This is a genomic window from Paenibacillus sp. NRS-1760 (assembly GCF_050467785.1).
GTDB lineage: Bacteria > Bacillota > Bacilli > Paenibacillales > Paenibacillaceae > Pristimantibacillus.
In genome coordinates, this window is record NZ_JBITPK010000013.1 from 379,438 (window position 1) to 400,196 (window position 20,759).

Genomic DNA, 20,759 nt, shown 5'->3' on the forward strand with positions numbered 1-20,759 from the left:
GCGGAATCCCCCTTATTATTTTAATGTAATCCATTCGTCTCGATGAATAAATTCGATACGGGATACATCGACTCTACGTTTAACTTCTTCAGTAGTAAGGCCGGCCACAGCTTGAATTTGCCATGCTGCATAATTGACAACGCCTCTGCCAATGGTTTGGCCTTGTGGATTAATGACTTCGACGACATCTCCGGAATGGAAATCGCCTTGAATTTCTTTTACGCCGGCAGGGAGGAGGCTTTTGCCGCCTTCCAGCAAGGCTTGAACAGCGCCTTCATCTACAAAAACCTTGCCTAGCGGCATAGAGTGAAAGCCAAGCCATTGCTTCTTCATCGGAAGGCTGTTCAGCTTCGTATCAAAATATGTACCGCGGCCATTGCCTTCCACAGCTAGCTTCAGATCGCCTTCTTGCTGCACCTTACCGATAAAAGCATGTACGCCGCCGCGCATGGCGATGCGTGCTGCTTCGATTTTGGAACGCATGCCGCCTGTTCCGACGGAAGAGCCAGCTCCGCCTGCGAGCTTCATAATATCTTCAGATATTTGATCGACGCGCTCGATCTTGACCGCTTGCGGATTTTTACGAGGGTCCTCTGTGTATAAGCCGTCCATATCGGTAATGATGATCAGCTGTGAAGCTTTCGTCATCGCAGCGACAAGCGCCGATAAGCTGTCGTTATCTCCGAATTTAGGAACAAGCTCGTCGGTTGCTACCGTATCGTTTTCGTTAATAATCGGTATGATGCCAAGCCGCAGAAGCTCTTCGATTGTCATAAGTGCATTTTGAATACGGCGGCGATTGGAGAAATCCGCACGCGTAAGCAAAATTTGTGCAGCTACTATGCCATAACCGTTGAAGGCTTCTTGATAGGATTGCATAAGCAGCGCTTGCCCTACAGCAGCGGCTGCTTGTTTTTCATGAACGATTTTTGGCTTTGCAGCATAACCGATTTGACGAAAGCCAGCTGCAACAGCACCTGAAGTTACGAGCATCACGCCATTTCCTTTTTTATGCAAGGAAGCGAGCTCTGATGCGAAATATTGAATACGCTCGCGGTTTAGACCGCCTTCTTCCGAGGTAAGCGAGCTGCTGCCAATCTTTACGACTATACGTTCCGTCATCATTAATCCCATCCTATGCTTGTTTGGTGACAACAAAAAAGACTTTCGTCCATAAAGGACGAAAGTCTTTGCTTCCGCGGTACCACCTTTGTTGATAATTCTTAAATAGAATTATCCAGCTTAAGCCTATAACAGAAGGCGCTGTCCGGTTCATAGCCGGCCGCTCGGAGGTAGGTTCAGCAAGCGGCCTTCGGTAAATTCTTGCAGCCCATGGAATTTACTCTCTGATCGCGACCCATCTTGCTTAATTGTCCCGTCATCACGTTTCATGTTCAATTCCTACAAGCATATCACGATCCCATGCTGCTGTAAAGCAAGGTAATTGGCGGATATATTCTAAAATAAATTTAGTTTTCCAATCCGTTCAATCGCTTCTTGCAGGCGTTCTTCACTTGTAAGAAGACCAAGCCTAACAAAGCCTTCACCATGGGTACCAAACCCTACGCCAGGAGCTACAACTACATCAGACTCATAAAGCAGAAGGTCCGCAAACGATTCTGATGTATAGCCTTCAGGTACAGGCAGCCAGCAGAAAAAAGATCCTCCTGGTCTAGCGGCTTTCCAACCAATTCGGTCAAGGGCTGTAAACAGGGCATTGCGACGGCTTTCGTACATTGCTGTAAGTTCAGCGACACATTGCTGTGGCCCCGTTAGTGCAAGTGCGGCTGCTTCCTGAATGCCACCGAATAGGCTGCAATAATAATGATCCTGGATTAAATTGATTAGCTTGACGATTTGAGCATTTCCGATCGCAAAGCCAACACGCCAGCCAGCCATGTTATAGGTTTTGGATAGGGTATAAAACTCAACGCCTACTTCTTTGGCGCCTGGCGTCTGCAAGAAGCTGATCGGTTGATTATCATCGAAGCCAATTGCGCCATAGGCGAAATCACTTGCAACTACGATACCGTACTTTTTTGCGTATTCCACCGTTTGTGCATAAAATTCCGCATTAGCAACAGCACCTGTTGGATTGTTCGGATAATTCATGAACATTAGCTTTGCGCGCTCGGCTATTTCTGGACTAATGGCGTTATAGTCTGGCAAATAGCTGTTTTGTTCTGTTAACGGCATAAATGACATCTCGGCACCTGCAAGCGCCACCCCAGACCAATAGTCAGGATAACCAGGGTCTGGCACGAGACAGACATCGCCGGGATTAAGCAGGCATTGGCTAATTTCGACAAGGCCAGTTTTTCCTCCGAAGAGGATTGCGACTTCAGTAGTGGGATCTATATCTACGTTATAATCCTCTTTGTACCGCTTCGCCACAGCTTCCTTTAGAAAAGGGTAGCCGCTAAAGGGTGGATATTTATGGTACAAAGGATTAGCTGCAGCTTCCTGTAGCTTCGCAACAATATGGGGAGGAGTCGGTTGATCCGGATTGCCTTGTCCCAAATTGATGACATCGCGTCCTTTGGCCGTTTGAGCATTTGCTTTGGCGACCAGCTTGGCAAAAAATTGCGTCGGAAGTACATTCATCCGTTCCGCAGGTTGAATAAGGTGTTGACCGATTTGTGTTTCCATACCTCACACTCCACATGACAAAATCGCTATCTATTTAGGCAATAGCTTTAATGTAGCATGAATAGCGGGAGATGAGAAGCGGCTGGTTATGCAGTCGGAATGCCTACCCTGTCAATAAAGGGTTTAATATCGGCTTTGAACAGGAATAAAAAAGGTCTGCGCTTCTCATCAAACACGAGCAAGAGAGGAGGCTTTTCCTTACAATAAAAGAGAAAAAGATCATCGGATGAAACAGAAACGTCATTTGCTTTGATGGTAACGGCCTTCTCAAGAGGAACACGATACACATAGCTGCAGCTTGAATCATTTGTCATTTGCGGTGCAAGACCAGTGATGGAACCAACCCATGAAGAAGCCATCTCTTGATATTTGGCGTCATTTGGGATTGTCTTTGTTACTTTACCGGCGGCTACATCGAATACTTGAACTGGCTTAAGCCCTGTTTCTGGGTTGGGAGCGCCGCTAAGTGCTTGATGAGCAGAAGCGAAGTTGGCAAACAGGAAAATCGAGCAGCAAGCAAGAAGCATTGCAGCTATTCGTTTTGGAAGCATAACAGACATTCTCCTTTATGTTCGTAAAGTAGTAAATCCCTCGTTGTTACGTTTCCCATCTTGACACAGAACCATGACAGGGTATCATTAGGTGAAAAAAGGATCAACAGGAGGAACGGCATATGAGTAAACCATTGCGGCTCGCATTGCTGCAAATGCATATAGAAGCAGGAAATCCAGAAGCTAACTTCACTAAGCTGGCGAGCATGCTTGAAGAAGCGGTGAGCCAAACGAATAAACCGGATGTCATTATGTTTCCGGAAATGTGGAACACAGGTTACGCTTTAACTGAAATAAAAACGATTGCAGATCGTGAAGGCGAACGCACTCGTGCTTTTTTATCTGATTTCAGCAAGAAGCACAACGTTCATATTATTGGAGGATCAATCGCGGAACTAAAGGAAGATAAAGTGCTGAATACGATGTATGCCTTCGATCGCTCGGGCAATGTTGTATCCGATTATTCAAAAATTCATTTATTCCGTCTTATGGATGAAGAAAAATATTTGGCTGCAGGAGATAAGCTTGGCAAGCTTGAGATAGAAGGGACAAAAGCAGGTATGATGATTTGTTATGACATCCGCTTCCCTGAGCTAGCTCGCAAGCTTGCGCTGGATGGAGCCAAATTGCTATTCGTTCCAGCAGAATGGCCGCATCCAAGACTTCATCATTGGCGTACTTTGCTTACTGCACGTGCAATTGAAAACCAAATGTTCGTGATCGCGTGCAACCGTATGGGCTCGAGCGGTGACACTAATTTCTTTGGTCACTCGCTCGTGCTTGATCCTTGGGGAGAGACGATAGCGGAAGCTGGCGAAGAGGAAACGATTATATACGCAGACATCGATTTGGATTTAGTTGATGCTGTACGTACAAAAATTCCTGTTTTTGAAGATCGCAGACCTTCTATTTATGAAGCTTAATTACCGATAACTGCTAATAGTCATATTGAGTGTACGGATAAATGCTTCAGCAGCTTTGGATAAATATCTGCCTTTGCGGCTCGCCACGACTAAAGTTCTTGTAGGCTTGGACGACAAGGGAAGGTAAACAGGCATAAAATCAGAGCCTTTGACTCGCGTCAGCATTTGCGGGACAAAGGCTATTCCCATTCCGCCTGCCACTAAGGATTGAATGGTTTCCATATTGCTGCTCTCGAATACGATTTGCGGAGTGAAACCTGATTGCTCACACAGTTCAACTGTAATTTGCCGAAAGCCTTGTCCGCGCTTAAGTCCAATAAACGGCTCTTTATCTAGTTCGGAAATCGAGATTGAGCCTTCTCTTAGTGCAAGAGGGTGCTGTGGAGGGACGGCTAAGCAGATTTCTTCCTCCAAGAATGGTTCCCATGCGAGAGAGTTGTCAATGAGCGGCAGCGAGAGCAGACTTAAATCGGTACCGCCGCTCGCAGTAAGCTGCTCAAGCTTTGCAGTTGTTTCTTCAACTAGAACGACTTCAATCTGCGGATATTGTTCACCGAATACCGGCAAAACAAGCGGCAGTATATGTGAGCCAGTTAGCGGCAATGTACCGACAACAAGTCGTCCGCGCCGCATTTGCGCCATATCGTCCATTTCCTGCTTTAACTGCTCAACAGCGTCAAGAATTGCTTGTGATTTATGAACGAATACTTGTCCAGCTTGCGTTAGTTCTACAGAATTTGTTGTTCGCCGGAATAGAAGTACGCCGATTTCTTGCTCAAGCTTGGAGAGCTGCTGACTTAGCGAGGGCTGAGCGATATGAAGCTTTTCCGCTGCTCTTGAGAAGTTTTTCTCTGAGGCGATTTGAATAACATAATTTAATTGTCTCAATTCCATATAAATTTTCCTTTCAATTGTTTATTATGTAAGGAATCTACTATTATAGTTATTACCTATAGACGTTATAGATATTATATCTTGGATCAATGAAGAAAGAAATGTTATAGTAGTTTCAGTTAAGAAAAGCAGAAGATTCAATGAAACGGTGGGGTGAACATAATGACGAAAAAGACAATGTTTGAAAAGATCTGGGATAATCACGTCATTAATCAAGAAGAAGGCAAGCCAAGCGTCATTTATATCGATTTGCAGCTTGTACACGAAGTAACATCTCCGCAAGCGTTTGAAGGCTTGCGTCTATCAGGCCGCAAAGTGCGTCGTCCTGATCTTACTTTCGCAACGATGGATCACAACGTACCAACGAAAGATCGCTTCAACATTACAGATCCAATTTCCAAACAACAAATTGACACGCTTACACAAAACTGTAAAGACTTCGGCGTAACGTTGTTTGATCTTGACAGCATTGACCAAGGTGTTGTTCACGTAATGGGTCCTGAGCTGGGTCTAACGCATCCAGGTAAAACAATCGTTTGTGGAGACAGCCACACATCTACTCACGGTGCTTTCGGCGCATTGGCGTTCGGCATTGGTACAAGTGAGGTTGAGCACGTTATGGCTACTCAATGCTTGCAGCAATCGAAAGCAAAAACGCTTGAGGTTCGCTTTAACGGCACTCGCAAGCCAGGCGTAACAGCAAAGGATTTGATTCTTGGCGTTATTGCTCAGTACGGAACAGATTTCGCAACTGGTTATGTTATTGAGTTTACTGGCGAAGCCATCACAAGCTTGACTATGGAAGAGCGGATGACAGTTTGTAATATGTCAATCGAAGCAGGCGCACGCGCTGGTCTCATCGCTCCAGATGAAACAACATTCAACTATCTTCGCGGCCGTCAATATGCGCCAGCTAACTACGAGGAAGCAGTTGAAGCTTGGAAACAACTTACTACGGATGAAGGTGCAGAGTATGACACAGTCGTTCACTTCGACGTTGACGCTCTAATCCCGCAAGTGACTTGGGGAACTAGCCCAGGCATGGGTACCAACATTACAGCTAAAGTTCCTTTCCCTGCTGATCTTCCAACGGAGAACGAGCGTAAAGCTGCTGAAGCAGCACTTGAATATATGGATCTTAAGCCTGGAACACCTATGAACGAAATCGCGATTGATTATGTATTCATCGGTTCATGTACAAATGGCCGTATCGAAGATTTGCGCGCTGCTGCTGAAATCGCTAGAGGCTACAAAGTTAGCGATCGTGTAACGGCTATCGTCGTACCAGGTTCAGGCCGCGTAAAAATTCAAGCCGAAAAAGAAGGCTTGGACAAAATCTTCACAGAAGCGGGCTTTGAATGGCGTGATGCTGGCTGCTCGATGTGTCTTGCAATGAACCCTGACGTATTGAAACCGGGCGAGCGTTGTGCATCAACATCTAACCGTAACTTCGAGGGACGTCAAGGCCGCGGCGGACGCACGCATCTTGTATCGCCTGCGATGGCAGTTGCAGCAGCAGTAAAAGGTCATTTCACTGATGTACGCGATTGGGAAATTAAATCCGTAGTGTAGAACGAATTGAACGCGAGAGGGGTATATAAGATATGGAACCGTTTAAACAACTTACAGGCATCGTAGCCCCGGTCGACCGGGTCAATGTCGACACTGATGCAATTATACCGAAACAATTTTTGAAGCGTATTGAGCGCAGCGGTTTTGGTCAATTTCTTTTCTTCGAATGGCGTTTTCACGAAAATGGTGAAGTGAACGTTGATTTCGAACCAAACAAGCCGCGTTACGAGGGCGCATCTGTTCTCGTATCCCGCGCTAACTTTGGCTGCGGCTCATCACGTGAGCATGCTCCTTGGGCTATTCTTGATTATGGATACAAAGTTATTATCGCTCCGTCTTATGCGGATATTTTCTATAACAACTGTTTCAAAAACGGCATTTTGCCTATCAAGCTTAGCGAAGAGCAAGTGGAAGATCTATTTAAGCGTACAGCGAAGCATGACGGCTACAAGCTTACTGTTGATTTGGAAAACAAACAGCTTTCGGATGAATATGGTCTAACGATCGCATTTGATCTCGATGAGCACCGTCGTCAATTTTTGCTGCAAGGTCTTGACGATATCGGTTTGACTCTTCAACATGAAGACAAAATTACAGCTTATGAGCAAAAACATATTGCTCGTCTTGTGTAATTAAAAGGAAATGAAGAGGACGAATCAGCCACTCCGGATGATTCGTCCTCTTTTTTCCTTTAAACGCAACTTTTTCTGACAAGCTGCGTCTATATTTGCGTCTGTTAAAGTCGAATGCACTCATTCGATGCGGGCAATTTCAGTCATCGAGGTGGGAAATGAAAAGATTTGTATCCGTATTAATGTTTATGTCGATTTTTTTCACGATGTTCTCCGCAGTAGGACAAGCTGCAGAGGTCGTACCCAAGCTTTTCTTGAATGGTCAGCAATTGAAATCTGATGTTAATCCGCAAATTATTAATAATGCAACCGTTGTACCTGTGCGGACGGTATCAGAAGGATTAGGCTACCTGATTGATTGGGATAACACGACCAAAACAGCGACAGTAACACATGCCAATAATGTCATAAAGCTAAAGCTGAATGACAATATGGCAGTAGTCAATGACAAAAAGGTTAAAATGGACACGTCAGTTTCTATCATTAAAGGCTACACTTTAGTTCCACTTCGCTTTATTGGTGAACAGTTTGGATTGGATTTTGAATGGAAAGCTGTTGAGAAAGAAGTACATATGTACGAGCAGAACAAAGAACCAACAGATCCGACAGAACCAATTGATCCAGACCCGAATCTTCCTGTGGAAGCAGCAGGCCAGATAACAGACATTTATTACTCTGGCGGAAGCAGCATGACCCTTAATTATGAAGGCACAGTTAAGGCCAACAAACCAATGCTGCTCGAGAATCCAAAGCGCATTGTGTTCGATTTTCCGAATGCTAACTATTCATCGAACCTATCTTCACAGTTTTTGAATGGACAAGTTGAGGTTAATGTAACAGACAGCACTTATTTGCAAGGTTATCGTTATTCCTTATTTTCGAACACGCCAGCTACCGCTCGCTTAGTCATTCTTATTGGCGATAATACCGGGTATGTGATGACTGAGGAAGCAGGAAAAATTCAGATTAGCTTAATGTCTGCTGCAGACGTTCCTGGTACTCCGCCTATTACAGATCCAGTAACTCCTCCATCATCCAAAGTATACAACGTTGTTCTTGATGCGGGACATGGCGGCTCAGATCCGGGTGCAGCGAGTGTTTTGAAGAAACCGGAGAAAGAATTTACGCTTAGTATCGCACTTAAGATGAAGGCGTTGCTTGACAAAGAAAGCAAAATTAAAGTTCATTTAACTAGAACGGGGGATACTTACCCGACTTTAGATGATCGCGTCAAGTTTGCAGAAAGCATAAAAGCTGATTTATTTATGTCTATTCATGCCAATAGTGGTGTCAGCTCTGCAACAGGAACTGAAACCTACTATTATCGTGATAACAGCAAAGCGTTTGCTAGTGTTATTCACAAGCATCTAATTGCAGCAACCGGTCTTAAAGACCGCGGTGTCAAGAAAGAAGCTTATAAAGTGATCAAACAAACAACGATGCCAGCCGTACTAATCGAAGCAGGCTTCCTATCCAACGCAAACGATGCAAAACTGTTATTTGATGATGCGGCACAAAACAAAATAGCTGCTGAACTGGTTGCAGGCATCAAAGAGTACTTAAATGTTAAATAGAAAGCAGGTGTTCAGTGTTATGAAAACTTTCAAAGCACGCGGGCTGCTTGCTGTCATTATATTATCCGCTGCGCTTGCAGGATGCGGAGTTCAGGATAAGCAGGGAAATCAACCAGGCAGCACGGTATCGCCTACAATTTCACCATCGCCTTCACCTGAGCCAACTCCCGTATTAAACGAACTAGATGCTATTATTTATTTAACCGATGCTGAGCTAACTGAAACAGTAGAGCATCCAGTCAAGCTAACCTATGAAACGGATATTGATCTGGTCAAAGCAGCAATTGCTGAACTGCAAAAAGATGCTGACGAGAATAAATTATCTTTATGGAAACGAATTGAGGTTAAATCCGTACAACTATCAGACGGGCTTGTTACACTGGATATTCATTTGCCTGATGAAGCGCGGCTTGGCGCGCCAGGCGAGACGTTTGTCATTCAGACGCTTCAAAAAACATTGTTTCAATTCGATGCTGTAAAATCAATCGATCTGCTTGTCGATGGACAAAAGGTTGAAACGCTAATGGGTCATGTCGAGCTCGAATATCCAATGAACAAGCAATAAGCAAAAATTATGAATGGCTTCGTTCCATCCTAGCAATAGGTTGACGAAGCCGTTCTGCATGAGTTATTACATACTAATCAGGGGGAATATCTACTTATGACAATGCAATTTGCGAGCAAAAAGATTTTGATTGGAGCGCTAGCGTTTTCACTGGTTGCAGGAAGCGGTGTAATCATACCTGCTTCATATGCCTCAGCAGCCTCCGGATATACAACACCATTTACCGATGTAAGCAGTGGTCATTGGGCAGAGAAGCATATAGCTAAGCTTGCATTGCAAGGAATTATTGAAGGAAATAAGACATCAAGCGGAGCTGCAATATTCCGTCCGAAAGAAAATGTGAGTCAGCAAGAGGCTGTGCTTATGGCTCTTCGATTCGCTGGATTGGATAAAAAAGCAGATAAAGATGCAATTATCGGTTTTCCTAATTCTTTTTCCGTAAGCACATATTTTAAACCTTATGTAACGTTGGCTTTCCAAGAAGGCTTGCTTGATCAGGTGGAAGAGTTCGGACTCGCAGCTAAAGATCCTAAAATCGCTTGGGGGACTAAGCCAGCTACCCGTGAATGGGTAACGAAGCTTATGGTTCGTGCAATTCAGCAAGAGGAAGAAGCGGTACGTTTGCAAAATACAGCCTCGACTTTCGCGGATGCAGCGCAAATCACTTCTATTTATAAAGGTTATGTGAATGCCGCTTCCAAGCTTGAGCTCGTAAAGGGTGTAACGGCAGACAAATTTGTTCCTAAAGCGAATGTGGATCGTGCGAGTCTTGCTACGATGTTCAGCCGTGCCGAGAAGCTGTTCCCGGTTGCATATGAAGGTCAAGTAAACGGGATTGCAACTAAAATAACAGATACTCAAATTACTGTTTACAGCGACAAGAAGGAAATCAACTATACCATTAATTCAGATACTTTATTTTATCACTACAATACAGAAACACCGATTACGAGACAGCAGCTTCTTGAATACGGAGATGTAACGGTCATTGCGAAGGATGGCAAGGCGCTTTACGTTGAAGTGAAAGGCGATAAGACTTACACTAAAACGACGTCTGGAACGTTGGATCGTGTTATCGCAGATGAGAAGAAGTTATATGTATGGATTAACAATAAGCCTGTTGAATTTTTCTATAATGATTCAGTAATAGTCGTTGATACGGATGGCAAACCGCTAGCATTAACCTCAATTAAGAGAGACAGCCAAATAAGCATCGTACAAGACAGCTTCCGTGATGTACCGGCAACACTAAAAATTATTGCATCGACGCAGGCGTCGGCAACAAGTGTTAAAGGTACATTCTACGGCTCGACAGGTGATTTGATCACTGTCATGGAGGGTACAACACTTGTATCTAAATTGATGGCAGATACGGTTTCCGTTGAAATTGAAGGCATTAATGGCGCAACAATCGGCGATTTAATTAAAGAAGCAGATCAAGTAGAGCTTACGCTTAATGATGCAGATAAAGTAACAAAGGTGAAAGTAGTTAACCGCAATGTGAAAGTCGTTGCTGGTGCGCAGGTTGCCGCTTTTGTTTACGATAAAAAGTTGTTGACCATTCTTGATGCAAATGGTAATAACGCCCAAGCGCTTTATTTTACGGATAAAACTCGAATTGAATACAGCGGCAACGTTATTTCATTAGCTTCTGCTAATAGCTTGCTAACTGTGAACAGAAAAATTGTTATCAGCTATACAGGAAATTCGATCGTATCCCTGCAATTTTTAACTAAATACACAGGTACTTTATTATCTATGAATTCACAAAGCAACTTGATGAACATTAAATTGGAGAACGGCGCTACGTTGTCGCTTCCATATAACACTGCATACGTTGAGCATGCTGCCATAGCAAATGCAGCTTACAGCGATCTTAAGGCAGGCGATCAACTTACGCTTGATTTGAGCAGCAACCAAGATCGTGTTGCAACGATTAGAGTCCACACAAATGCTCAATACGATGTGATGTCTGTAGACGTAATCAACAAAAAAATTCGTGTTAAAAATGCAATGACATCCGCATTTGATCTAAATGTGCTAGGCACAGAATTGGTTAACGAAGCTGGAGCGAAGCTTGCGATTGAACAGATCACTCCAGGCTCTATTATTACTGTTAACTATTTAGGAAAAGAAGCCGTTCGTGCACGCACTATTTCTGTTACTTATGGCAAGGTACAATCCATATCAGCAAATAGTGTCACTATTGTAGACCTTGTAGGTCAAACTGTTGCTTATAATGGCGATGCTGGGTTCGTAATCGTAAAAGGAGCCACGCAAGGAACAGCAACGAGCCTGCTTACTGTGGGGGACTATGTTGAGGTTCAGAAGCTGGAAGGCAACAAAACACAACTGACTGTAGCTGTTGGCGAGAGCCGCGTATTTACGAACTTCAATGCGACTGCATCACAAGTGTGGACGGAAAAAACAACAGATGCGGATAACCGGAATTATTTTAATGTAAACAGCCAGACCAAATACATTTTAAATGGAAATTCGGTTTCAGTTACAGCTTTCAAGTCAGGCGACACAATTACAATCTATGGCTTTAGAAACTATGCAATTGCAATCGTCAAGTAGCTTTTTAACGAAATTTTCATCAATTATAGGCTGAGATATTCATTTTTTGTGAAAAAACTGCCCTTAGGGGCAGTTTTTTTATAGAATATGCTTGTTTACGGTTGCGAAGCGTGACAAATTTCGCTACACTTTGAACGATAGTGTTTGATTAGGGGAGAGGACGATGGTTGCGAAACAAAAAATGCGTCATGTGCTAGACATTATTGCGGACATGTTTCCAGATGCACACTGTGAGCTTAATCACAGCAATCCGTTTGAGCTTACAATAGCAGTACTGCTGTCTGCGCAATGTACGGATGAGACGGTCAATAAGGTAACGGTAAACTTATTTCAAAAGTATAAGTGCCCCGAGGATTATTTGAGCGTACCGCTGGAAGAACTAGAGCAGGACATTCGCCGCATCGGCTTGTTTCGAAGTAAAGCATCAAATATACAAAAGCTTTGCCGTATTGTCATAGATAAATATGACGGGAAAGTGCCTGAAAGTCATGAAGGTCTGACCGAGCTGCCAGGCGTAGGGCGGAAGACGGCTAACGTCGTTATGTCTAATGCATTTGGTGTGCCTGCCATCGCTGTCGATACGCATGTGGATCGTGTAACGAAGCGACTGGGATTCGCTAAGGCCGAAGACAGTGTCCTAGAGGTAGAGAAGAAGCTGATGAAACTCGTTCCGCGCGAGGAGTGGACATTAACCCACCACAGACTCATCTTTTTCGGCCGCTATCACTGTAAAGCGCAAAGCCCGCAGTGTCCCATTTGTCCGCTGCTTGATTTGTGCAAAGAAGGTAAACAACGTATGAAGCCAGGTTTTAAAACCAAAAATAAGAGTATAAAACCTAAAATAGCCAGTGAAGGATGATGAACATGAACTGTATTTCCGTGTACACAAACAATTTTGAGCTTTTTTCTGATATTTATGAGCAAGTGCTTGAGTCTCCGCCAGAGGAGCACGAGGATATCCTTGTAGAAGGCATTACAGTTAGCGGCTCAGGCGATGTGCCTGATCAATACATCGAGCGTATGCGCATTAAACCTGAGGTAGTTGTGATGAGAGATAAAGAGCGCAACATTATGATCTTGCAACATGGCAACGTATTTGAAATTTGTTTGCCGTCTGAAGAAGAGCAAGCCGTTTAAGGAGAAGCAAATGACAGAAACAACCGTGCAAAGCATAGCAGGAGCTATATCCGAAGCAGCTGGTTTAATGTCAGCTGCAGGAGATACATTACATGCCAAGCAAGCACAGGAGCTAAACAGTAAGCTGACCGATGGTCGGCTTACTGTCGCTTTTTGTGGACATTTTTCAGCTGGCAAATCAACTCTCATTAATCGTTTATGCGGGACTAAGCTGCTTCCATCAAGTCCAATTCCAACAAGCGCGAACGTTGTGTCTATTCGCGGCGGGGATCGGGCTTATGCAGCTGTTGAAACCGTAAAGAATGGTGTTGCTTCCAAAGCGGAAGTTCCGATCGACCAGCTTGACCGCTATTGTGTCGATGGCGAGCAATTTACTTCTGTATCGATCGTGTATCCGTCCGAGCTTTTAGGAGATCATACCGTGCTCCTCGATACGCCTGGCATTGATTCAACTGATGATGCGCACCGGATGGCAACCGAATCCGCATTGCATCTTGCAGATGTTGTTTTTTATGTTATGGATTATAATCATGTGCAGTCTGAAATCAATTTTTCTTTTGCGAAGCAATTGAAGGATTGGGGAAAGCCCTTATATTTTATTGTGAATCAGATTGATAAGCATCGTGATCGCGAGCTTTCTTTCGCAAGCTATCGTCAAAGCGTTGAGGATGCGTTTCACGCTTGGCACTTGGAGCCGGCGGGGATCGTTTATTTGTCGTTGCGCGAGCCAGAGCACCCGCATCAAGAGTGGGAGCAGCTGCTTGAGCTGCTAGATAAACTACAAACGATCCGCAAGCCGCTTTGTGTGTACAGTGTAGATGCGTCATTGCGCCATGTAGCTGATGGACATTTGAAATGGAGTGAGCAGCAAGCGGAGCCTGAGCGTGAACGGCTTCTTGCTGAGGCAGGCGGCGTTGAGGCTGTTGCCCTTGTCACAACACAAATGGATCAGCTGAAACAGAAGATCAGGCAAGTTTCGGAGCAGAAAGAGGTTTACCGGGCGCAGCTTCGCAAAGAACTGCAAACGCTTCTGGATAATGCGAATATTACGCCAGCGGGACTGCGTGATTTGGCTCAAACGTTTCTGGAGAGCCGTAAGCCTGGTTTTAAAGCGGGGCTGCTTTTTGCGGCAGCTAAGACTGCTGCTGAGCAGGAACGGCGCTTGCTGGCGTTCAGCATGGAATTAAACAGTTTAATCAGCGCTTCGATCGACTGGCATGTGAAGCATTTGCTCCGTACGGAAGCAGAGCGTATATCATACGATGGCGAGCTGCTGGAATCGGAGCTCGCGCGGAACTTGGCTTGGCTGCCGGATTCGGAGTGGCTTATCGCGAGGGTGAAACCCGGCGCCGTCATCAGCAACGAATATACGATGACGTTTAGCCGCGATCTAGCCGCGGATGTGAAGGCCGTTTATCGCCAGCGCGCGCTTGAGATCATCGATGCGCTGGCAGACCATGCAGCGGCGGTAGGCGAAGCCGCCGCCGCTGAGGCAGAGTCACAGCTTGCTGCGCTTCGCGCGCAGGCTGGTGCACTTCATGCGCTCACGGCGCTGGCGAAGCGCGCCGAGGAGCATAAGGCGCGGCTAACTACAGCGCTGCCTGAGGCGCCGGCAAGGCCGGCATTGCCAGCACCGCGTATAGCTGTGGCTGGTGGTGGCACTTCCGCGCAAGCTGGCGGCGACGCTGCTGAAGCGCGGGGCGTGCTTGCGAGCGAGGGCGGGCGAAGCGCGCGAGAGGGGCAGCATCATGCGGCAGCGGGGCGAAGCGCCCTAGCTGGCGGAGCAGCTTTGGCGCAGCAGCACAGCGCTGCAGCGCGCTTAGCCAGCGCCGCGGAGCTGCTGGCGCCGCATGCTGCGCTTGCGGCTGCTGCGCAAGCGATGAGCGATAAGGCGAAGCGGCTGCAGGACAGCCGCTTCACCATCGCATTATTCGGCGCCTTCAGCGCCGGCAAATCATCGCTTGCGAACGCGCTGATCGGAGAACCGGTGCTGCCGGTTTCTCCTAATCCGACGACGGCAGCGATCAACCGACTCGTGCCCCCTACGGCGGAGCACGGTCATGGTACAGCGCGCATTGTCATGAAGACGCGTGCTGCCATTATTGATGATGTGCGCTATTCCCTAGCGCTCCTCGGTGAAAAAGAGCAGCAGTCTGATGACGCTGCTCTCATGCGGGCGATCGATCGCCTATCTCCGGATTCCATCGGAGCTGGCGGACGACCGCATTTCAGCTTCCTGCGCGCAGCCCGCGCAGGCTGGGCAGAGCATGAACCACTGCTCGGTCAACAGCTGTCGGTCGATCAAGCGGAATATGAAAAGTACGTCGCTGAGGAATCTCGTTCCTGTTTCGTGAGTGAAATCGAGCTGCATTATGACTGCGCGTTGACGGCGCAGGGTATCGTGCTTGTTGACACGCCAGGAGCGGATTCTGTAAATGCTAGACATACGGGCGTAGCCTTCAATTATATTAAAAACGCTGATGCTGTTTTGTTTGTCACGTATTACAACCACGCCTTCTCGCAAGCTGATCGTCAATTTCTGATGCAGCTTGGCAGGGTGAAGGATCAGTTTGAGCTTGATAAAATGTTTTTCCTTGTTAACGCTGCCGATTTGGCGGCAGATCAGGAGGAGCTTACAGGTGTGTTAAAGCATGTTGAGACGAATCTGCTGCAGCATGCGATTCGCTCGCCTCGTTTATTTCCTGTATCGAGCTTGCAGGCACTGGATGGTAAATTAGATGAAAATGCAGAGCTGCTGCAACGCTCCGGCATTGAAGCTTTCGAGCAATCATTCCTTTCCTTTATTCAGAACGATCTCGGACGGCTAGCTATTGATGCCGCAGAGCAGGACTTGAAACGAGCGGCAGCGACAGTTGCAGGCTGGCTTCAAAGTGCAGAGGGCGACGCAGCTGGGCGTGAAGCTGAGCTTATAGCACTGCTGCAAGCGGTGAACGAAGCGAAGATCGAAATATCAGCACTTCAAACCGGAACGATCCCTGAGCAGCTAAAGCAGGAGCTTAGTGAGCTATTGTATTATGTCGTTCAGCGTATCCAATACCGTTTTGGTGAGTTTTATAACTTAGCCTTTAATCCGGCCTCCTTGCAGGATGATGGACGTGACTTGCGCAAAGCCATTTGGACATCTTGGCTGGAGCTGCAGCGGCTCGTCCAACTGGAGCTGTCACAGGAGATGCTGGCAACCTCGCTTCGAATGGAACGAGGCATTCATACTCAGCTGCAAAAGCAATATATTCATACTGCGCAGCGTTTAGAAAATTCAATTTCCGCATATAGTGCTGTTCCTTATGCGCCAGCTTCTTTGCCAACGCCAGATGAGCCGGCCGCTTGGGAAGCGGATAACGTTGATGCGAAGCTGCTTTGGAGCCGTTTCAAATCACCGCGTCAATTTTTTGAAGGCGAGGGCAAGTCGATTCTTCGCAAAGAGCTTGATGCGCTGCTTGCTCCTTCATTAAATGGTTGGATGTCCGAGCAAACGCTCTTGTGGACATCGCTTTACGAGCAAATTTGGCAGAAAGCGGCTGATCAAGCTGGTAAACAGCTGCAAGACGATATGCTTGCTTATGAAAGCGGCAAACGAATCTCGTTGTCCGGCAGTGCGGACACGGCTGAGCTGAAGCAGCTGTATAATCAATTGATTCATATCTAATTGTCAATGAATACGGATTGTTCTATCGCATTAACAGCTGAATGCTTTTGCGAGCGTGTAAAACGCTTGCAAAAGCTTTTTTTTATTTAGTGTGTTTTTGTGCAAAAATTGAGTAATAGGCACATATTTGTCATGATTTGCGACCAATTGGGAGTATTAACCGTTTCCAATTTAGATAACGAGTCAATAAGCGGTTTATAACAGGTATATGCATATTTATACTGTTTGCTCGCATTTGATGATGCTGATAATATTCATTCATGCTTACAAAATAGATACGGGGAGATGGATTTACTTGGACGTACTAAGGCAGTTGAAAGCATTTTATTGGGCGGAACGAAAGTTTATGTTCACCTCGATATTTTGCTTAATGTGCGCTACGGCGCTCGGACTTGTCTATCCGAATTTACTGCGATACTTGATTGATGATGTCATTACGCCAAAAAAATTCGAGTTAGTGCCGACGCTTGCTTTTACAGTAGTCGGAGTCATTATCATTAAAGGATGCATGCAGTATTTACATGGTTTTTTTGGTGCACGACTTGGTAACAAAGTGGCGTTCCACATGCGGAATGCTCTGTACGACAAGCTGCAGACGCTGTCATTTCAATATTATGACAAAGCGAAAACAGGCGATTTGATGTCACGTTTAACGGCTGATTTAGAGGCGATTCGCAACTTTATCGGTTTCGGCTTTGCACAAATCTTGAATATGGTGTTGATGATCTTGTTCGGCGGCGCAATGATGCTCTCTATTCATTGGCAGCTAACTTTGATTACATTAGTAACGATACCGCTGCTAGGCTTCGCAGCCATTCGTTTTGAACGCAATATTCATCCAGCGTTCCGCGAAATGCGTCAAGCGATGAGTAATTTAACGACAGCGGTTCAAGAGAATATTACGGGCGTACGCACGGTTAAATCTTTTGCACGTGAATCGCATGAGGTATCTAAATTTTCCATACGCAGTGAAGCCTATCAAACGAATCAGGTTGGCGCAGCAAAGATTTGGGCGAAATTTTTCCCTGTAATGGAGCTTGTAGCGAACTTAAGCGCAGTAATCCTGCTTGTAACAGGCGGTATTCTTGTCATTAACGGATCACTGCAGCTCGGTGAATTTGTCGCATTTTTCAGCTTGATTTGGTACATTATCGGTCCGATGTGGGGCCTAGGGTTCCATATTAACAACTACACGCAGTTCAAAGCTTCAGGCGAGCGTGTACTAGGACTGCTGAATGAACATGTTCATGTAAAAAATATTGAGCACGCGATTGAGGTTAGCAGCGATACTGTAAAAGGTCATGTACGCTTCGATCATGTTACGTTCAGTTATCCTGACAAAACGCCGGCGGTAACCGATTTGGTCATTGATGCGCCAGCAGGCTCTGTCATTGGGTTTCTTGGTGCGACAGGCTCAGGGAAATCAACGATTATTCAATTGTTAATGAGAGCCTATAATGTAAAAACAGGTTCAATTACGTTAGACGGCATCGATATTAAAAATTTGGATGTCGCAAGCCTTCGTTCATTAATAGCTCCCGTGTTTCAAGAAACGTTCTTATTCTCGGCATCGATTCGCGATAATATCGCCTATGGCGTGCGGGATGTAACACCAGAGCAAATCGAGCACGCAGCTAAGCTGGCTAAAGCGCATGACTTCATTTTGGAGCTGCCGCTAGGCTACGATACGATTGTCGGCGAAAGAGGAATGGGCTTGTCCGGTGGACAAAAACAACGGATTGCCATTGCTAGAGCACTTATAAAAAATCCTAGAATTTTAATTTTGGATGACGCAACAAGCGCGGTAGATATGGAAACCGAGCATGAAATTCAAGCGGGCTTCAAGGAGCTGATGGCTGGCCGCACGACCTTTATTATTGCACATCGGATTTCTTCGCTTAGACATGCCGATGAAATCATCGTGTTAGACAAGGGCCATGTCGTTCAGCGTGGTAAACACGCAGAGCTGATTAAGCAGCAAGGACCATACCGCGACACCTACAACATTCAATATGCTGACTATCCGCTTGATGATGCTGCTATAGCTGCGCAAGCGAATGAGCGGAAAGGGAGTACCGTATAATGAGTACGAGTGCCAAAGCAAAAGCTAGCAATAAAAATGAACGATTCATATACCAAGACGATGAGCTGATTGAAAAACCCTTTAACTGGGGCCAATTGCGCCGCCTATTCGGATATATGAAGCCTTACACAAAACAATTAATGCCTGTCATCGTTATGATGATTCTTGGTACATTGACACGCCTAGGCGTGCCGGCGCTCGTCATTCTGACAATTGACGAAGCGATTGCTCCTGAGCAAGGTGAAACAAGTGTTCCGAAGTTGATTACAATCGCAAGCATCATGCTGGTCTTATATGTTATTCAATGGGCATCCAATACGTACCGGATCAAATATACGAATATCATTGGGCAAAAAGTTATTTATGATCTCAGAAATCATTTATTCCAGCATATTCAAAAGCTAAGCTTCCGTTTTTACGACAAGCGCCCAGCAGGCTCAGTACTCGTTCGTGTCACGAATGACGTAAATGCACTGCAGGATTTGTTTACAAACGGTGTCGTCAACTTATTGATGGACTGTGTGCAATTGTTCGGTATCGTCATTATTTTGCTCGTATGGAACTTTAAGCTTGGCCTTGCGGTAATGATAACCGTACCGTTAATGTTTATTGTATCAACGACTCTGCGCAAAAAGATTCGTTTTGCATGGCAGGATGTGCGCATTAAGCAATCCCGTATTAACTCACATTTAAATGAGAGTATTCAAGGGATGAAGGTAACGCAAGCATACGTGCAAGAGAAAGACAATATGAGCTTCTTCGATCATATGAATACGATCAACAATAAATCATGGAACCGAGCGTCATCGCTTAACCAAACGTTCGGCCCTGTGATCGAGATCACTTCAGCAATCGGTACTTTTATTCTATTCTGGTATGGCTCCCACCTCATTCAAATAGGTGCGATTACCGTTGGATTGCTTGTTGGTTATGCCAACTATATCGGCAACTTCTGGGACCCGATCAACCGACTAGGACAAATGTACTCCCAGCTGCTTATTGCGATGGCTTCATCAGAACGGATTTTTGAATTTATTGATGAAGAACCGACGGTAGCGGAACTAAAGGTTGCAAAGCCACTTCCGAAAATTGTTGGCGCCGTAAAGTTCGACAATATCGTGTTCGAATACGAGCAGGGAAGGCCAGCACTCAAAGGCATCACCATCGATGTAAAAGCAGGCCAATCGATAGCGCTCGTAGGGCATACGGGTTCAGGAAAAAGTACAATCATCAATCTATTATGCCGTTTCTATGATCCGGTTGAAGGCCGTGTCCTTATTGACGGCATCGATATTCGTGATGTAACGATTGAAAGCCTGCGCTCACAGGTTGGCATTGTGCTCCAGGATACGTTTATTTTTGCAGGCACGATTCGTGACAATATTCGTTATGGACGCTTGGATGCAACCGATGCGGAGATCGTAACAGCAGCTCAAGCCGTTAACGCGCATGATTTCATTATGGGGCTGCCAGATGGCTATGATACGCAGGTTGAGGAGCGAGGCAATGTGCTTTCCATGGGTCAGCGTCAGCTGCTATCGTTCGCCAGAGCATTGCTAGCTGATCCGCAAATTCTAATTTTGGATGAAGCAACAGCCAGCATTGACACTGAAACGGAGCTGAAAATTCAAGAAGCTCTTAAAATTCTTCTAGCAGGACGTACATCCTTTATGATTGCTCACCGATTGTCGACGATTCGTCACGCGGATGAAATTATCGTGCTTGACCACGGTGAAATCGTTGAACAAGGCAATCACGAAGCGTTGCTTGCAAAGCGTGGCGTTTACAACGGCTTGATCGAAGCACAGTACCGTTTTCTTTAAAACGTGAGCATCATTCATTTCAGCAAATGCTTATAAAATAGTTGATTTTTAAGCTTAGAACCTCCACAATGGAAGAAAAAACGAACCGAAACGCTATTCTCTGCCTTTA

The 20,759-nt window shown here is 45.6% G+C and carries 15 protein-coding genes; 11 read left to right on the plus strand and 4 right to left on the minus strand.

Annotated features, from left to right (window positions below):
* Nucleotides 1-15: 15 nt before the first annotated feature.
* The 3 genes from proB to ACIFSR_RS17315 all read right to left on the minus strand — a co-directional run bounded on the left by proB (nt 16) and on the right by ACIFSR_RS17315 (nt 3,200).
* A complete protein-coding gene (gene proB, locus ACIFSR_RS17305; protein ID WP_430059332.1) occupies nt 16-1,122 on the minus strand; it encodes a glutamate 5-kinase in 1,107 nt (368 codons plus the stop codon).
* Nucleotides 1,123-1,458: 336 nt separating this feature from the next.
* On the minus strand, nt 1,459-2,649 hold the full coding sequence (locus tag ACIFSR_RS17310) for a pyridoxal phosphate-dependent aminotransferase (RefSeq protein ID WP_430058698.1): 1,191 nt from the start codon (nt 2,647-2,649) through the stop codon (nt 1,459-1,461).
* 86 nt (nt 2,650-2,735) lie between these two features.
* A complete protein-coding gene (locus ACIFSR_RS17315) occupies nt 2,736-3,200 on the minus strand; it encodes a hypothetical protein (RefSeq protein ID WP_339202835.1) in 465 nt (154 codons plus the stop codon).
* Between the two features lie 122 nt (nt 3,201-3,322).
* Here ACIFSR_RS17315 and ACIFSR_RS17320 point away from each other — a divergent pair, with 122 nt between their 5' ends.
* Nucleotides 3,323-4,123, plus strand: coding sequence for a carbon-nitrogen family hydrolase (locus tag ACIFSR_RS17320; RefSeq protein WP_339202834.1), 801 nt, complete (start codon nt 3,323-3,325; stop codon nt 4,121-4,123).
* On the opposite strand, the gene ACIFSR_RS17325 is transcribed toward ACIFSR_RS17320, so the two are convergent.
* Nucleotides 4,124-5,017, minus strand: coding sequence for a LysR family transcriptional regulator (locus ACIFSR_RS17325; RefSeq protein ID WP_076265724.1), 894 nt, complete (start codon nt 5,015-5,017; stop codon nt 4,124-4,126).
* Nucleotides 5,018-5,179: 162 nt separating this feature from the next.
* Here ACIFSR_RS17325 and leuC point away from each other — a divergent pair, with 162 nt between their 5' ends.
* The 10 genes from leuC (at nt 5,180) to ACIFSR_RS17375 (ending at nt 20,650) form a co-directional block, all read left to right on the plus strand.
* Nucleotides 5,180-6,589 carry a 3-isopropylmalate dehydratase large subunit gene (gene leuC, locus ACIFSR_RS17330; protein ID WP_339202832.1) on the plus strand — a complete coding sequence of 470 codons (1,410 nt, stop codon included), beginning with the start codon at nt 5,180-5,182 and terminating at the stop codon, nt 6,587-6,589.
* Nucleotides 6,590-6,621: 32 nt separating this feature from the next.
* Nucleotides 6,622-7,221 carry a 3-isopropylmalate dehydratase small subunit gene (leuD, locus tag ACIFSR_RS17335; RefSeq protein ID WP_339202830.1) on the plus strand — a complete coding sequence of 200 codons (600 nt, stop codon included), beginning with the start codon at nt 6,622-6,624 and terminating at the stop codon, nt 7,219-7,221.
* Between the two features lie 158 nt (nt 7,222-7,379).
* Entirely contained in the window at nt 7,380-8,795 is a 1,416-nt protein-coding gene (locus ACIFSR_RS17340; protein WP_430058702.1) for an N-acetylmuramoyl-L-alanine amidase, read from the plus strand.
* A gap of 19 nt (nt 8,796-8,814) precedes the next feature.
* On the plus strand, nt 8,815-9,360 hold the full coding sequence (locus ACIFSR_RS17345) for a GerMN domain-containing protein (RefSeq protein ID WP_339202827.1): 546 nt from the start codon (nt 8,815-8,817) through the stop codon (nt 9,358-9,360).
* Nucleotides 9,361-9,456: 96 nt separating this feature from the next.
* Entirely contained in the window at nt 9,457-11,940 is a 2,484-nt protein-coding gene (locus tag ACIFSR_RS17350) for an S-layer homology domain-containing protein (RefSeq protein ID WP_430058705.1), read from the plus strand.
* A gap of 163 nt (nt 11,941-12,103) precedes the next feature.
* The gene (gene nth, locus ACIFSR_RS17355) at nt 12,104-12,799 is read left to right on the plus strand and encodes an endonuclease III (RefSeq protein WP_076265730.1); all 696 of its coding nucleotides are present in this window, start codon (nt 12,104-12,106) and stop codon (nt 12,797-12,799) included.
* 5 nt (nt 12,800-12,804) lie between these two features.
* Nucleotides 12,805-13,077, plus strand: coding sequence for an NAD/NADP transhydrogenase alpha subunit (locus tag ACIFSR_RS17360; RefSeq protein ID WP_076265731.1), 273 nt, complete (start codon nt 12,805-12,807; stop codon nt 13,075-13,077).
* A 10-nt stretch (nt 13,078-13,087) separates the two neighbouring features.
* Nucleotides 13,088-16,744: a dynamin family protein gene (locus ACIFSR_RS17365; protein WP_430058708.1), complete on the plus strand. Its 3,657-nt coding sequence runs from the start codon at nt 13,088-13,090 to the stop codon at nt 16,742-16,744.
* Between the two features lie 295 nt (nt 16,745-17,039).
* Nucleotides 17,040-18,827, plus strand: coding sequence for an ABC transporter ATP-binding protein (locus ACIFSR_RS17370; RefSeq protein ID WP_339209637.1), 1,788 nt, complete (start codon nt 17,040-17,042; stop codon nt 18,825-18,827).
* Nucleotides 18,827-20,650 carry an ABC transporter ATP-binding protein gene (locus ACIFSR_RS17375; protein ID WP_430058710.1) on the plus strand — a complete coding sequence of 608 codons (1,824 nt, stop codon included), beginning with the start codon at nt 18,827-18,829 and terminating at the stop codon, nt 20,648-20,650. The genes ACIFSR_RS17370 and ACIFSR_RS17375 overlap by 1 nt, the downstream gene beginning before the upstream one ends.
* Nucleotides 20,651-20,759: the final 109 nt, after the last annotated feature.

Bases quoted from the DNA above. Each gene is read 5' to 3' on its own strand.
- proB (WP_430059332.1), bottom strand. From the start codon at position 1,122: ATGACGGAACGTATAGTCGTAAAGATTGGCAGCAGCTCGCTTACCTCG.
- ACIFSR_RS17310 (WP_430058698.1), bottom strand. From the start codon at position 2,649: ATGGAAACACAAATCGGTCAACACCTTATTCAACCTGCGGAACGGATG.
- ACIFSR_RS17315 (WP_339202835.1), bottom strand. From the start codon at position 3,200: ATGCTTCCAAAACGAATAGCTGCAATGCTTCTTGCTTGCTGCTCGATT.
- ACIFSR_RS17320 (WP_339202834.1), top strand. From the start codon at position 3,323: ATGAGTAAACCATTGCGGCTCGCATTGCTGCAAATGCATATAGAAGCA.
- ACIFSR_RS17325 (WP_076265724.1), bottom strand. From the start codon at position 5,017: ATGGAATTGAGACAATTAAATTATGTTATTCAAATCGCCTCAGAGAAA.
- leuC (WP_339202832.1), top strand. From the start codon at position 5,180: ATGACGAAAAAGACAATGTTTGAAAAGATCTGGGATAATCACGTCATT.
- leuD (WP_339202830.1), top strand. From the start codon at position 6,622: ATGGAACCGTTTAAACAACTTACAGGCATCGTAGCCCCGGTCGACCGG.
- ACIFSR_RS17340 (WP_430058702.1), top strand. From the start codon at position 7,380: ATGAAAAGATTTGTATCCGTATTAATGTTTATGTCGATTTTTTTCACG.
- ACIFSR_RS17345 (WP_339202827.1), top strand. From the start codon at position 8,815: ATGAAAACTTTCAAAGCACGCGGGCTGCTTGCTGTCATTATATTATCC.
- ACIFSR_RS17350 (WP_430058705.1), top strand. From the start codon at position 9,457: ATGACAATGCAATTTGCGAGCAAAAAGATTTTGATTGGAGCGCTAGCG.
- nth (WP_076265730.1), top strand. From the start codon at position 12,104: ATGGTTGCGAAACAAAAAATGCGTCATGTGCTAGACATTATTGCGGAC.
- ACIFSR_RS17360 (WP_076265731.1), top strand. From the start codon at position 12,805: ATGAACTGTATTTCCGTGTACACAAACAATTTTGAGCTTTTTTCTGAT.
- ACIFSR_RS17365 (WP_430058708.1), top strand. From the start codon at position 13,088: ATGACAGAAACAACCGTGCAAAGCATAGCAGGAGCTATATCCGAAGCA.
- ACIFSR_RS17375 (WP_430058710.1), top strand. From the start codon at position 18,827: ATGAGTACGAGTGCCAAAGCAAAAGCTAGCAATAAAAATGAACGATTC.